This is a genomic window from Streptomyces sp. NPDC088254, assembly GCF_044740925.1.
Lineage (GTDB): Bacteria > Actinomycetota > Actinomycetes > Streptomycetales > Streptomycetaceae > Streptomyces.
In genome coordinates, this window is record NZ_JBIURQ010000001.1 from 82860 (window position 1) to 96577 (window position 13718).

Consider the following 13718-nt stretch of genomic DNA (forward strand, 5'->3'; position numbering starts at 1 on the left):
CGGCGGACACGGCGGGCCGCCGCGCGCGCGGTGATCAAGGGGGTGCGTCAAGGGCAGCGTAGCGCCCTCGGGTGACAGACCCGGCACAGGGGTTTCGGAGCGGGCGGCGCGGGGGATAGGCGCGGCGCGGTTGAGCAGGGCGGACGTGTTGACCGGCCAGGGGGCCGACGCATAGTTTGCTGGCTGAATGAAAGCGCTTGCTGTGTGAGTGGGGCGACCCGTTCGCCCAGTGGGTCGACCCGTTCGCCCGTTCGCCCGGTCGCTCGGTTGTTCGGTCGTTCGTCTGAGGAGTGCTGATCACGCACATGTCCCCATCCGCTCCGCTCGCCGGCCGCCGCATCCGCGCCGCCGTCATCGGCACCGGCGCCATCGCCCGCGGCTCCCATCTGCCCGCGCTCGCCCAGCTCGCCGCGGAGGGGGAGACCGAGGTGGTCGCGGCCGTCGACATCGATGCCGCCGCCGTCGAGGCCTTCTGCACGGAGGGCGGGATCCCGCACGCCTACACCGACCTGGAGCGCATGCTCGCCGAGCAGCGACCCGACCTCGTCACCATCTGCACCCCGCCGACCCTGCACCGCGCGCAGAGCGTGGCCGCGCTGCGCGCCGGGGCCTGGGTGTGGTGCGAGAAGCCCCCGGTGCCGACCCTCGCCGACTACGACGCCGTGGCGGCCGAGGAGGGGACGAAGGGCGGTCCGTACGCCTCGATCGTCTTCCAGCACCGGTTCGGGTCCGGCTCCCGGCACGTACGGCGGCTGCTCGCCGAGCAGGCCCTCGGCCGGCCGCTCGTGGCGCACTGCCAGACCACCTGGTACCGCGACGCCGCCTACTACGCCGTCCCCTGGCGCGGCCGTTGGCACACCGAGGGCGGCGGCCCCGCCATGGGCCACGGCATCCACCAGATGGACCTGCTCCTGGACCTGCTCGGCCCGTGGAGCGAGGTGCGCGCCATGGCCGGGCGGCTCGTCCACGACGTGGAGACCGAGGACGTCTCCACCGCCCTGGTCCGCTTCGAGAACGGGGCCATGGCGACGATCGTCAACAGCGTCCTCAGCCCCGACGAGGTCAGCCGCATCCGCATCGACTGCGAACTGGCCACCGTGGAGCTCACCCACCTCTACGGCCACTCCAACGCCGACTGGCGCGTCACCCCCGCCCGGGACGTCCCCGGCGACCGCGCCGCCGCCTGGCAGGACTTCGGCGCTGACGTGCCCAGCTCGCACCTGGCGCAGCTGCGTGAGCTCGTCGCGAGCATGCGCGCCGGGGAACGGCCGCGCAGCAGCGGCGCCGACGGGCGCACCAGCCTGGAGCTGATCAGCGCGCTCTACAAGGCAGCGTTCACGGACGTGACGGTGAAGCGGGGCGAGATCGGCCCCGGCGACCCCTTCTACACGGCTCTGCACGGCGGCGCCCCCGGCTGGGCGCCCGCAGCCGTCCACGCCGCCGCCGAGGAGGTCTCCGCATGACCGGCCTGCGTCTGGTCCACGCGCACGGCGACCGCGTCACCGTGACGGACCCGGTCGGCGGCGTCGAACTGCTCGCCTACGTCTACCGGCCCGAGGCGGCCTGGGAGGCGCCGAAGCCGTACATCCATCCCCTGCGCACCCTCGCCGGCGACGTCGTCACCGACTACCGGCCCAACGACCACCGCTGGCACAAGGGCCTGTCGCTCACCGCGTCGCACCTCTCGGGCGCCAACCTGTGGGGCGGGAACTCCTACGTCCACGGTGAGGGGTATCTCGAGCTCCCCGAGCGGGTCGGCTCCATGGCGCACGTCGCCTTCGACGAGATCTCGGCCGACGCCGGCCGGGCGGTCATCTCCGAGCGGCTGACCTGGCATCCGCACAGCGGCGAACTGTGGGCCGACGAACACCGCCGGATCGAGGTGCACGACGTCGACCGGGCCTCCGGCTCCTGGGCGCTGACCTGGACGAGCGCCGTCACCAACCGCCGTGACGAGCCGCTGCGGTTCGGCAGCCCGACCACCGAGGGACGCGAACTGGCCGGATACACCGGACTGTTCTGGCGCGGGCCGCGCGCCTTCCGTGACGGCCGCATCATCGGGCCCGACGGCGAGGGGCCGGAACTGATGGCCTCCCAGAGCCCCTGGCTCGCGCTGTCCGGCGAGCACGACGGAGCAGACGGCCACGCCACCGTCGTCTTCGCCCACGCTCCCGAGAACGACCACACCGGCGAGCGGGGCGCCCACCCGGCCCACTGGTTCGTCCGCAACGACCCCTTCGCGGGGATCGCCCCGTCCTGGGCGTACTTCGACGAGCTGGAGCTCGCCCCCGGCGACACCCTCACCCGCCGCTATCGCGTCGTCGTGGCCCACGGGGCCTGGGAGCGGCAGGAGATCACCGACTATCTCAAGACCCACCCGTGGTGAGCGCCTACGACGGCCTGCCCGGCGGCGTCGCCGTCTCGCACCTGTGCGTCTACGACTGGCCCGCCGCCGACGGGGTGCACGGCGGCACGCCCCATCTGCATCTGGCCTGCTCGGAGGGGTACGTCGTCACCGGCGGGCGCGGGGCCGTGCAGACGCTCACCGCCTCCGGGTTCGAGGAAACGCCCCTCGCGCCCGGCACGGTGGCCTGGTTCACGCCGGGCACCATCCACCGGCTCGTCAACGAGGACGATCTGCGCATCACGGTCCTGATGCAGAACAGCGGGCTGCCCGAGGCGGGCGACGCGGTCCTCACGCTGCCCCCGGAGTACCTGACGGACCCGGAGACGTACGCCGCCGCCACCACGGTCCCCGCCGACGCCCCCGAGGAGGAGCAGGCCCGGATCGCCCGCGCCCGCCGCGACCTGGCCGTGGAGGGCTACCGCATCCTGCGCGAGGCGGACGGCCCCGAACCGCTGACCGCCTTCCACCGCGCCGCCGCCGCCCTCGTACGGCCCCGGCTCGCCGAGTGGCGCGAGCGCTGGCAGCGCGGTGCGGCGGCCGCGGCGGCGGCGACGGGGGACCAGCTCGACCGGCTGGCGGACGGCGACGTCACCCACCTCGCCGACGCCGCCGTGCACGCCGAACAGCCCTCGGCGTACGGCAAGTTCGGGATGTGCGGGCGGTTGGACGTGTACCGGCCGCGGTGATGACGCGCGGTCAGCGCGAACGCAGGTGGTGGCGCTTGCGCCAGGCCAGCGCGGCGCCGGCCAGCGCGGGCACGGCGATGACGGCCATCGAGATCAGGAACAGCGGCGAGGTCGGGGAGGCGGCACTGGACCCGGCGACGACGTACGCGGCCGTGTTGGGCACCGAGCCGAGCGCGGTCGCGAGCAGGAACGGCACCCAGCCCATCCGGGAGACGGAGGCACAGTAGTTCGCCGCCCAGAACGGCACGCCCGGGAACAGCCGGGTCGCCAGCATCGAACGCAGGCCGTGCCGGCTCAGCTGGTCGTCCGCGGCCTTCAGAAGCCGGCCCCGCAGCAGCGGCCGCAGCGCGTCCTGGCCGAGGAACCGGCCCAGTCCGAAGGCGAGTCCCGCGCCCAGCACCGTACCGGCCAGGGCCGCGCCGAAGCCCAGCTGTGAGCCGAACACCGCGCCTGCGGCCAGGTTCAGCAGCGGCCTCGGCACGAACGCCACCGTGCACAGTCCGTACGCGGCGGCGAAGACGAGCGCCGCCGTGACGCCGCCCAGCTGGGGCGGCCACCCGTCCGCGAGCAGCCTCTGCGGCTCGAACAGCAGCACGCTCGCCGCGGCCGCCGCGAGCAGCACCACCAGCAGGGCGAACCGGGCCCACGGCGAGAGCAGCGCTCTTGAGCAGCGCGCCGCCAGGCCGGCGGGCGCCGGCGCGGAAGCGGCGGCGAGGGGAACGGGCAGGGGCACGGGAACGACGAGCTCCGTGGCGGCGGCCCGGGGAGAGGCCGTGGCGGTGCCCCCAGAGCGGGTGGTGGCATCGAGCATCAAGCGACAGTAACTGACGAACAGGTGTGATCGCCGTATGGTCCGTTTCATGATGGTCACAGGTGGACGAACGATCGGTGTACCGCACAGCGTTCTCGCCGACACCGTCCTGGAACGGCTCACCGCCGCGTACGCCGCCGCGGCCGATTCCGGCCGGGCGGCGGCCATGCGGGCGTACATGAAGGACGTGGCCCCTTTCCTGGGCCTGCCCACCCCCGAGCGCCGGGCCCTGTCCCGCACGGTCCTGGCGGGCACGCCCCGCCCCGACGAGACGGACTGCACGGCGATCGCCCTGCGCTGCTGGGGGCTGCCGGAGCGCGAGTACCACTACTTCGCCGTCGACTACCTGCGCCGCCACGTCGGGCGCTGCACCTCGGGCTTCCTGCCGGTGGCCCGTCACCTCGTCACCACCGTCCCCTGGTGGGACACCGTCGACCTGCTCGCCGCCCACGTCGTCGGCGCGCTCGTCGCCGCCGACCCGCGGCTGAGAGCCGAGATGGACGCCTGGATCGCCGACGACGACCTGTGGCTCGTCCGCACCGCCCTGCTCCACCAGCTCCGCCACAAGGAGCGCACCGACGCCGACCGCCTCTTCGCCTACTGCCTGCGCCAGGCCGGCCACCCCGACTTCTTCATCCGCAAGGCGATCGGCTGGGCCCTGCGCGAGTACGCCAAGTCGGCCCCCGAGGCGGTCCGTACCTTCCTCGACCACGAGGGCCGCCGGCTCTCCCCTCTGTCCCTCCGCGAGGCGACGAGGAACCTCCTCTGAACTCCCGGATCCACCTCGGGAAAATCGTTCGACAGGCGCCGGGCGGTCGGCGAGGATCTGACACATGTTCCGGTACGCCTTCCTCCTCGCAGCTTCCGCCGTCGCGGATGCGCCGAAGGCTGCCGTCGCTGTTCTCACGGCCGTCGTCGACGGCGCCCGAAGCTGACCCTCTCCGGATCGTCCGGCGGACCCCGCAGGGGGAGGGTCGGCGCATCACTCGGGGTCCCCGTCCCGGCCGGCGCTTCGCCGCCGCCGGGGCCGTCACGCAGCATCCTTTTCCGAGAGGCTCCGGTTTCGCCATGCCCAAGACGGCATACGTGCGCACCAAACCCCACCTGAACATCGGCACCATGGGCCACGTCGACCACGGCAAGACCACCCTGACCGCCGCCATCACCAAGGTGCTGGCCGAGCGCGGCGGCGGCACCTTCGTGCCGTTCGACCGCATCGACCGCGCCCCCGAGGAGGCGGCGCGCGGCATCACCATCAACATCGCGCACGTCGAGTACGAGACCGACACCCGCCACTACGCGCACGTCGACATGCCCGGCCACGCCGACTACGTCAAGAACATGGTCACCGGCGCCGCGCAGCTCGACGGAGCGATCCTCGTCGTCTCCGCGCTCGACGGGATCATGCCGCAGACCGCCGAACACGTGCTGCTCGCCCGGCAGGTGGGCGTCGACCACATCGTGGTCGCGCTCAACAAGGCCGACGCCGGGGACGAAGAGCTGACCGACCTCGTGGAGTTGGAGGTGCGCGAGCTGCTCTCCGCGCACGGCTACGCCGGCGACGCCGCTCCCGTCGTACGCGTCTCCGGGCTCAAGGCCCTGGAGGGCGACCCGCGTTGGACGGCGTCGATCTCCGCGCTGCTCGACGCGGTGGACACCTACGTGCCGATGCCCGAGCGGTACGTGGACGCGCCCTTCCTGCTGCCGGTGGAGAACGTGCTCACCATCACCGGCCGGGGCACGGTCGTCACCGGCGCGGTCGAGCGCGGCACGGTACGGGTCGGCGACCGCGTCGAGGTGCTCGGCGCGGGCGTCGAGTCCGTCGTGACCGGGGTGGAGACCTTCGGCAAGCCGATGGACGAGGCGCAGGCCGGGGACAACGTGGCGCTGCTCCTGCGCGGGGTGGCGCGGGACGCCGTCCGGCGGGGGCATGTGGTGGCCGCGCCGGGGAGCGTCGCGCCGCGGCGGCGGTTCACGGCGCAGGTGTACGTGCTGTCGGCGCGCGAGGGCGGGCGCACGCCGCCCGTCTCCACCGGCTACCGGCCGCAGTTCTACATCCGCACGGCGGACGTCGTCGGGGACGTGGACCTGGGGGAGACGGCGGTCGCCCGGCCCGGGGACACGGTCAGCATGACCGTGGAACTGGGGCGTGAGGTGCCGCTGGAGCCCGGTCTCGGCTTCGCCGTCCGCGAGGGCGGGCGGACCGTGGGCGCCGGGACGGTGACAGCCGTGGTGTGAGAACGGCTGGGACGGTGGACGGGTGGGGGGCCGCGGGGCCGGTCATGGCCGGTCCCGCGGCCCCCCACCCGCGCTTACGAGTACGGGTGCTGTACCCCCGCGGTCCTTCGAAGCGCCGTTCCGCGGGCAGAATGAGGGCGTGAACGACGAGCCCATACCCGTCGCCCGGGTCACCGACCAGGGGACTGTCAAGCTGATGCCCGACATCGACCGGGAGCGTGCCTGGCTGCTCACCGTCGACGGGGCGCCGCAGTCGTACGTCGACCTCGACGACCCGACGCACCTCGAGTTCGAGTACGCGCGGCGGCTGGGCCACGCGCTCGACGTCGTGGCGGAGCCGGGCCGGCCGCTGGACGTGCTGCATCTGGGCGGGGGAGCCCTCACCCTTCCCCGCTATGTGGCCGCCACCCGGCCCGGCTCCCGGCAGCACGTCGTCGAGGCCGACCACGGGCTGCTGGACCTCGTCGCCGAGCATCTGCCACTGCCCGCCGGCGCCGGCGTCACACTGCACGCCGACGACGCGCGGGCCTGGCTGGAGGCGGCGCCGGCGAGCTCAGCCGACGTGCTCGTCGCCGACGTCTTCGGCGGCTCCCGCGTCCCCGCCCACCTCACGTCCCTGGCCTACGCCCGTGAGGCCGGACGGGTCCTGCGTGCCGACGGCGTCTGTCTGGCGAACCTCGCGGACGCGGCGCCGTTCGCCTTTCTGCGTTCCCAACTCGCCACGTTCGCCGAGGTGTTCGAGGAGCTCGCGCTCATCGCGGAACCGGCGGTGCTGCGCGGCCGCCGCTTCGGCAACGCGGTCCTCGTCGCCGCCCACCGCCCGCTCGACGTGAGCCGCCTGGCCCGCCGCACCGCCTCCGACGCCTTCCCGGCCCGGGTCGAACACGGCCCAGCCCTGCGGGACTTCATCGGCGGGGCCCGCCCCGTGCCGGACGCGGAGGCGGTCCCGTCGCCGGTCCCGCCGGCCGGGGCGTTCGGCGTCGGGTGACATCGACGCCCGGCGTCCGCCCTCCGCCGGTCAGCCCTCCGTCGGATCCCCGTGCAGCCGTACGGTGTTGAGGATCTGCATGATGGTCGTCCTCGGGAGTTCGCCCTTCACGCCCTTGGCCGTGTACAGGTTCCAGGACACGTAGTCGCCCTTGGAGTTCTTGAAGCCGAAGGTGATCGCCTGGCCGTCGCTCGCGCACTTGCCCTTGTCGGGCGTGTTCGTCGACTGGGCCCAGGCGTAACTGCCCTTGACGCCCGAGGCGGTGGTGTAGGGCGTCGCCTTCTTGTCGAAGCTGATGCTCTTCTTGTCGGGCTCGGTGTAGCCGCCGAAGACCCACCACGCGGGGGTGTTGATGGCGATCTCGTCGGTGTTCTTGGCGCCCTCCGCGCCCTTCGTGCCGACGACCGCGAGCGCGGAGTCCTCGGTCTTGCCGTCCTTGTCGTCGTCGGACGTGCACCACTTGGACTTGTACTCGGCGGTGCCCGACTGGATGATCGAGTCGTAGCCGTTCGGCTTGCTCTTGTCCTCCCACTCGAAGCCCTGACTGAGCGTCGGCGACTGGATCTCCCAGTCCGCGGGGACGTCGAAGGCGGTGCCCCGCTTGGGGTTCACGACGACCTTCCAGCCCGGGACGGTCGGCTGGAGCGTCTCGGTGCCACGCGGGTTGTCGCCCCCGGCGGCGGAGGCCGAGGCGGACGCCGACGGCGAGCCGCTCGTCCCGGCGGTCGCGGCCGGGCTCTTGCCGCCCTTGCCGGCTGCCTCGTCCGACCCGTCGTCCTTGCCGCCCAGCACCAGGAATCCGGTGACGCCGGCCGCCACCACGACGGCCGTGGCCGCCACGATCGCGACGAGTTTCGTACGGTCGTCTCCTCCCCCTCCGCCGGGCTGCTGCGGGCCGGCCGGGGTCGGGACGTTCCACTGCGGCTGTGTGCCGTAGGGGTCCGGCTGCTGGTAGCCGGGCTGCTGATAGGGATTCGGCTGCTGGTATCCCGGCTGCTGGTATCCCGGCTGCTGGTACGGGTTGTTCTGCGCCTGCGGGTTCTGCTCTCCCCCGGGCGGCTGCTGTCCTGGCCACATGGCCAGAAACCCTAGTGCCGTTCCTGACCTGAATGGGTCACCACCCCTTGTCAGGTACGTACCGATTCGGTGGACGGGGCTGGTGGGCGTAGGCTACTCATGGGTAACATCACGGTATGAGCGCAGACCAGATGTCCGTCGGCGAGATGCTCGCCGCCACCGTTCCCATGGCCCGGACCCTCAAGCTGGAGTTCCAGGAGACGAGCCCGGACAAGGCCGTGGTCGCCCTGCCCGACCAGAGCGACTACCACAACCACGTGGGCGGCCCGCACGCCGGCGCGATGTTCACGCTCGCGGAGTCGGCCAGCGGGGCCATCGTCCTCGCCGCGTTCGGCGACCAGCTCTCCCGGGCCGTGCCGCTCGCCGTCAGCGCGGAGATCCACTACAAGAAGCTCGCGATGGGCCCCGTCACGGCCACCGCCACGCTGGGTCGCCCGGCCGCCGAGGTCGTCGCCGAACTCGACGCGGGCGGCCGCCCCGAGTTCCCGGTCGCCATCGAGATCCGCCGCGCCGACGGGGCGGTCACGGGCGAGATGACGGTGGTGTGGACGCTGCGGCCGAACGGCTGAGGGCGTCCCCGACGGGCGGGCGGGGGCATCGGCCGCCGTAGGCCGGTGAACGCCGACCCGCTCGCCGGTCGCCGTGGGGCTTCGGTCACGGCATGCCGGTGACCGCCGCCCCGCTCGCCGGTGGCCTGGCGAGGCGCGGGGGTTCACCGCCGCGGGCACCGGTTCCGGATGATCCGGTTACCCTTCCGCGTCACCTTCATCGACCGCACCCCGCGGATCACGCCGCCCTCCGCGCCCCCTCCGCGGACGCGTTCTCCAGGGTCGTCACGAAACTCTTCAGCCAGGCGATGAACTCCGGGCCCAGGTCCGGGCGGTCGCAGGCCAGGCGGACCACCGTGCGGAGGTAGTCGGCCTTGTCTCCGGTGTCGTAGCGGCGGCCCGAGAAGAGCACGCCGTGGACCGTGCCGGCGGCGGCCAACTCCTGGAGCGCGTCGGTCAGCTGGATCTCGCCGCCCCGGCCGGGCGCGGTGCGCTCCAGGACGCCGAAGACGGCCGGGTCGAGGACGTAGCGCCCGATGACCGCGTACCGGCTCGGCGCGTCCTCGCGGGTCGGCTTCTCCACGAGACCGGTGACGCGTACGACGTCGTCCTCACCGGAGGCCTCCACCGCCGCGCAGCCGTAGAGGTGCACCTGCTCCGGCGGCACCTCCATCAGTGCGACCACGCTGCCGGTGTACCGCTCCCGAACCTCCAGCATCCGGCTGAGCAGCGTCTCGCGCGGGTCGATGAGGTCGTCGCCGAGGAGCACGGCGAACGGCTGGTCACCGACGTGATGGCGGGCGCACAGCACCGCGTGCCCGAGGCCGAGCGGATCGCCCTGCCGGATGTGGTGGATGTCCGCGAGGCGGGCCGGATCGCGCACCGCGTCCAGCCGGACGGTGTCGCCCTTGGCGGCGAGGGCCTGCTCCAGCTCGAAGGCCTGGTCGAAGTGGTCCTCGATGGCCCGCTTGTGTCGGCCGGTGACCATCAGCACATCGTCCAGCCCCGCCGCGGCGGCCTCCTCGACGACGTACTGGATGGCCGGCTTGTCGACGACCGGGAGCATCTCCTTGGGGGTCGCCTTCGTCGCGGGCAGGAAGCGCGTGCCCAGCCCGGCGGCGGGGACGACCGCCTTGCGCACGGCACGGCCGGCACGACCGGGTGCGGGCCCGGCGGACGGCGCGGACGAGGCCGGCGGCGCTGACGGTTCGGACGGCGCGGACGAGGCCGTGGGGGAGCGGTGGGGGACGTTCATGCCGATCATGCTGGCCCGCGCCGATGAGAGTTCCCCCGGAGCCACATCAGAGGTTCCTGTGGGACGGGGTGCGCGCCGCCCGACTCTCGGCGGGAACGAGCTGACCTGGCGAGTCGGCCTCCGCGGTCCGAACCAATTTGGAGAACCGATATGGATACCGCCGGTAACTTATCGGAAAAGCATGCACTTTGAACTCGCGTCACTCGAACTTCTTGTTTCCTGCGATGCCTGTGTGCGAAGGTGAGCCTCCCCCGCGGGCCGGTCCGTTCGGCGTACCACAACTCGATCGGGTGGGAGAGCAATTCACGTGCCGCTCGTCGGCCAGGAAGGAAAAGCGTCGCGTGCCGTCCGCCAACCCCCCACGTCCGCCCTTTCCGCCCCGCCCCGGGCACACCCCCGGGGATTCCGACCGGGATCTCGCCGAGCGACTGGGCACCGCGGGCAACGCGCGCGCCGTCGCCCTGCTCCTCATCCGGCACTGGCAGGCGGCCCATGACTACGCCACCGTCTGCCTGGCCGGCCATGAAGACTCGGCGCGACTCGTGGCCGCCGCCGCGTTCCACGAGGTGTTCGGCATGGCGGCGGGCCGCCGCCCGGGCGGCGCGCTGCGCCCCCGACTCCTCGTCGCCGTACGGAACACGGTGCGCGACTGGGCCGGCAAGGACGCGATGGTCGCCATGCTGCCGGAGTTGTGCAAACCCGTCGGCGCTCGCGGACTGCGGGCCGCGCGGCCCGGGACACCCGAAAGGCGACAACTCGCCGAGCACGCTTTCCGGTCCCTTCCCACCGCATCCCAATACCTCTTGTGGCATACGGAAGTTGAGGCCGAACCCATAACCATACCGGCTGGTCTGCTGGGCGTCGACGCCGCCACCGCGCAGATCGGTCTGGAGCGGGCACGCGTGCAATTCCGGGCCGCCTGCGTACGCGCCCACCGGGAACTCGCGCCGTCGGCCGAATGCCACTTCCACGGCCGGCTCCTCGACGTTCCGCCGCACGGCGGCGGCACCCTGCTCCCCGATGTCCGCGAGCACCTTGCCGATTGCCGTCACTGCCGGCACACCGCCGAGCAACTCAGCCATTTCGAGGACGCGTTGGACGTCCTGCTGGCCGAGACCGTCCTCGGCTGGGGCGCCCGCCGCTACCTCGAATCCCGTCCGGGACGAGCCACCGACGCCGAGACGCCGGACCGGCCCGCACCGGTACGCCCCGCCGACGGGGGACGCCGCCACCGCACTACGTCGGACGGCGTGCTCGTCCTGCCGGGCAGGCGTCGCCGCGCTGCCGCCCTTGCCAGCGTCGGCCTGACCGCCGTCGCGCTGCTCGCGACCTTGGTCATGACCAAGGGTCCGGCCGGTGACGGCGACGGCGCTCCCGGCCCCCGCGTCACCTGGGGCGCGCCCGCCGGCGGGCCCGGTGTCCGCGAGTTCGCCGCCGAGGCCGACGGCGGCAGGGGGTCCGCGGCCGAGGCCGACGGCGGCCGGGAGTTCCCGGGCGTCGCCCACCAGCCAGACGGCTCCTCGTCGACCGACTCGCCGGCTTCCTCCGTCCCTCGCGTCGCCGCGGCCGCCCACGGCAGGCTGCGCAGCGCGGCCACCGGCCTGTGCCTGGACACCGAGGGCGGCCTGACCACGGCCGGCATGCCGGCCGTCCTCGCGGCCTGCTCGTCCGCCGCCTCCCAACGGTGGTCCTACGGGGCCGACGGACTGCTGCGCAGCGCCGTCGCCCCAGCCCTCTGCCTCACCGCCGACCCCGGTCGGGGTACGGCCGCGCTGTCCGGCTGTGCGGCCGGCCCCGGGGAGGTCCTGTTCGACCTGACCGGCCGCGGAGAGCTTCTGCTGCGGCGCGACGGCGGCGTCCTGGCGACCGGTGCGGGCACCGGCGCGAGAGGCGCGAGGACGTACGTCGTCGTCATGAGGCGGGACGGCTCCGTGGGGCAGCGGTGGGTCTTCGACGCCGGCGAAGCGCAGACGACGCCGGTCCCGGACGGCGGGACCACGGCGCGGCCACCCTCGACGGCCGCCCCGCAACGACAGGAGCCCCCTGCACGCCTGTCGTCCCCCGACGACGCCCCGGCGGCACCCGTCTCGCCCGACCCCGACGCCACCTCCGGCCACGGTGGGCGGTTCGCCCAGGTGGGCTGCTGCCGGACGCCCGACCCGAAGCCGACCCCGGCCCCCCGCTCCGAGCCGGCCCCGCCGGGCGCCGTACCGGGCGGCGTCGTCGTGGACCGCGTTCCACGCGTCGGCGCGCTCGGCCTTGTGCCGCCGGACGCCCCGGGGAGCGCGCGGCTCACGAGGGCGACCTCGGCTTTCGGCCACTGACGCGTCACACCGCACACAAGGACGGGTGGGTACGGCCGGGTGACCCGGTAGGCTTCCCGGCGTGCGCCGCTCAGGCGCGCGCCGGGAATGCGGGGTCGTCAGTCGTGGATCACGCAGGGTGGTAGGTCACAGATGGGGAGGAACCGGCGGTGCACGTCCAGGAGTGGCTAGAGGCCGTACCCCCGGTCGCCATCTACGCGCTGGTGGGCCTGGTCATCGGGCTGGAGAGCCTCGGCATCCCGTTGCCGGGCGAGATCATCCTCGTCTCCTCCGCGCTGCTCGCCTCCCAGCACGGCGAGATCAACCCGGTGATCCTGGGTGCCTGCGCCGTCGCCGGGGCCGTGATCGGCGACTCCGTCGGCTACGCGATCGGCCGCAGGGGCGGCCGCCCGTTGCTGGCCTGGCTCGGCGGGAAGTTCCCCCGCCACTTCGGCGAGGCGCACATCGCCACAGCGGAACGGTCCTTCGAGAAGTGGGGCATGTGGGCTGTCTTCTTCGGCCGCTTCATCGCCCTGCTGCGCATCTTCGCGGGACCGCTCGCGGGCGTGCTGCGGATGCCGTACTGGAAGTTCCTCATCGCCAACGTCCTCGGTGGGATCGTCTGGGCGGGCGGCACGACGGCCGTCATCTACTACGTCGGCGTCGTCGCCGAGGCGTGGCTGAAGCGGTTCTCCTGGCTGGGACTGGTCGCGGCCGTCCTCATCGGCCTGACCTCCATGCTCGTGCTCAAGCGCAAGGCCAAGAAGATGCAGGGCGCCACCGCGGAGGAAGAAGGGGCGCAGGCGGCACCGGTCGGGGCCACCGAGTAGCCGACAGCCCGGCCCCGCCCCCGGGGCGTGTCTACTCGTGCACCTTCCGGTGCGCGCCCGCCAACTCCGCGTACAGGGTCCCGTTGAGGGTGACCCCCTGCCGTTCCTCCTCCGTGAGTTCCCGCTTGACCTTCGCGGGCACTCCCGCCACCAGGGAGCCCGGCGGCACCTCCATCCCCTGCGGGACCAGCGCCTGCGCGGCGACCAGCGACCCGGCCCCGATCACCGCGCCGTTCAGCACGGTCGCGCCCATGCCGATGAGGCAGTCGTCGCCGACGGTCGCCCCGTGGACCACCGCGTTGTGCCCGACGGACACCCGCTCGCCGATCGTGACGGGGAACCCCGGGTCCGCGTGCAGCGTGCAGTTGTCCTGGATGTTGCTCTGTGCGCCGACGGAGATCGACTCGACGTCCCCGCGCACCACCGCGCCGTACCAGACGCTCGCCCCCGCCTCCAGCGTCACGCCGCCGATCACCGAGGCCGTCGGCGCCACGAACGCCTCCCCGTGGATCTCCGGTTCCCTGCCGCCGATGCCCGTGATCAGCGCCTTGTGCGTCATCACCGTCTCCTGTCCG

13 protein-coding genes are annotated in these 13718 nt (G+C 73.2%); 9 read left to right on the top strand and 4 right to left on the bottom strand.

Going from position 1 to position 13718, the window contains the following annotated elements; genetic code table 11:
- Positions 1–305: 305 nt before the first annotated feature.
- The 3 genes from ACIOC0_RS00445 to ACIOC0_RS00455 are packed head-to-tail and all read left to right on the top strand — an operon-like array spanning position 306 to position 3093.
- Positions 306–1463 carry a Gfo/Idh/MocA family protein gene (locus tag ACIOC0_RS00445; protein ID WP_402150454.1) on the top strand — a complete coding sequence of 386 codons (1158 nt, stop codon included), beginning with the start codon at positions 306–308 and terminating at the stop codon, positions 1461–1463.
- Positions 1460–2386, top strand: a complete 927-nt coding sequence (locus ACIOC0_RS00450) for a PmoA family protein (protein ID WP_402150457.1) — start codon at positions 1460–1462, stop codon at positions 2384–2386. The genes ACIOC0_RS00445 and ACIOC0_RS00450 overlap by 4 nt, the downstream gene beginning before the upstream one ends.
- Positions 2380–3093, top strand: a complete 714-nt coding sequence (locus ACIOC0_RS00455; RefSeq protein WP_402150460.1) for a cupin domain-containing protein — start codon at positions 2380–2382, stop codon at positions 3091–3093. Before ACIOC0_RS00450 ends, ACIOC0_RS00455 begins: the two co-directional genes overlap by 7 nt.
- Positions 3094–3103: 10 nt before the next feature.
- On the opposite strand, the gene ACIOC0_RS00460 is transcribed toward ACIOC0_RS00455, so the two are convergent.
- Entirely contained in the window at positions 3104–3904 is an 801-nt protein-coding gene (locus ACIOC0_RS00460) for a TVP38/TMEM64 family protein (RefSeq protein WP_402150463.1), read from the bottom strand.
- 49 nt (positions 3905–3953) lie between these two features.
- On the opposite strand from ACIOC0_RS00460, the gene ACIOC0_RS00465 reads away from it, so the two are divergent.
- From ACIOC0_RS00465 to ACIOC0_RS00475, 3 genes are all read left to right on the top strand, one after another.
- Entirely contained in the window at positions 3954–4673 is a 720-nt protein-coding gene (locus ACIOC0_RS00465; protein WP_402150465.1) for a DNA alkylation repair protein, read from the top strand.
- A 299-nt stretch (positions 4674–4972) separates the two neighbouring features.
- The gene (gene tuf, locus ACIOC0_RS00470; RefSeq protein ID WP_402150468.1) at positions 4973–6142 is read left to right on the top strand and encodes an elongation factor Tu; all 1170 of its coding nucleotides are present in this window, start codon (positions 4973–4975) and stop codon (positions 6140–6142) included.
- 196 nt (positions 6143–6338) lie between these two features.
- On the top strand, positions 6339–7130 hold the full coding sequence (locus ACIOC0_RS00475; RefSeq protein WP_402153105.1) for a spermidine synthase: 792 nt from the start codon (positions 6339–6341) through the stop codon (positions 7128–7130).
- 30 nt (positions 7131–7160) lie between these two features.
- Here ACIOC0_RS00475 and ACIOC0_RS00480 read toward each other — a convergent pair whose 3' ends face one another.
- The gene (locus tag ACIOC0_RS00480) at positions 7161–8207 is read right to left on the bottom strand and encodes a hypothetical protein (protein ID WP_402150471.1); all 1047 of its coding nucleotides are present in this window, start codon (positions 8205–8207) and stop codon (positions 7161–7163) included.
- 131 nt (positions 8208–8338) lie between these two features.
- On the opposite strand from ACIOC0_RS00480, the gene ACIOC0_RS00485 reads away from it, so the two are divergent.
- Positions 8339–8776 (top strand): DUF4442 domain-containing protein, encoded by a 438-nt coding sequence (locus tag ACIOC0_RS00485; protein WP_351098117.1) that lies wholly within the window; start codon positions 8339–8341, stop codon positions 8774–8776.
- A gap of 217 nt (positions 8777–8993) precedes the next feature.
- Here ACIOC0_RS00485 and galU read toward each other — a convergent pair whose 3' ends face one another.
- Positions 8994–10010: a UTP--glucose-1-phosphate uridylyltransferase GalU gene (gene galU / locus ACIOC0_RS00490; protein ID WP_402150474.1), complete on the bottom strand. Its 1017-nt coding sequence runs from the start codon at positions 10008–10010 to the stop codon at positions 8994–8996.
- A 341-nt stretch (positions 10011–10351) separates the two neighbouring features.
- Here galU and ACIOC0_RS00495 point away from each other — a divergent pair, with 341 nt between their 5' ends.
- Together ACIOC0_RS00495 and ACIOC0_RS00500 are read left to right on the top strand one after the other, a co-directional pair.
- Positions 10352–12334, top strand: coding sequence for a ricin-type beta-trefoil lectin domain protein (locus ACIOC0_RS00495; protein ID WP_402150477.1), 1983 nt, complete (start codon positions 10352–10354; stop codon positions 12332–12334).
- A gap of 149 nt (positions 12335–12483) precedes the next feature.
- The gene (locus ACIOC0_RS00500) at positions 12484–13143 is read left to right on the top strand and encodes a DedA family protein (RefSeq protein WP_402150479.1); all 660 of its coding nucleotides are present in this window, start codon (positions 12484–12486) and stop codon (positions 13141–13143) included.
- 31 nt (positions 13144–13174) lie between these two features.
- On the opposite strand, the gene ACIOC0_RS00505 is transcribed toward ACIOC0_RS00500, so the two are convergent.
- Positions 13175–13702, bottom strand: a complete 528-nt coding sequence (locus ACIOC0_RS00505) for a gamma carbonic anhydrase family protein (protein WP_130439799.1) — start codon at positions 13700–13702, stop codon at positions 13175–13177.
- Positions 13703–13718: the final 16 nt, after the last annotated feature.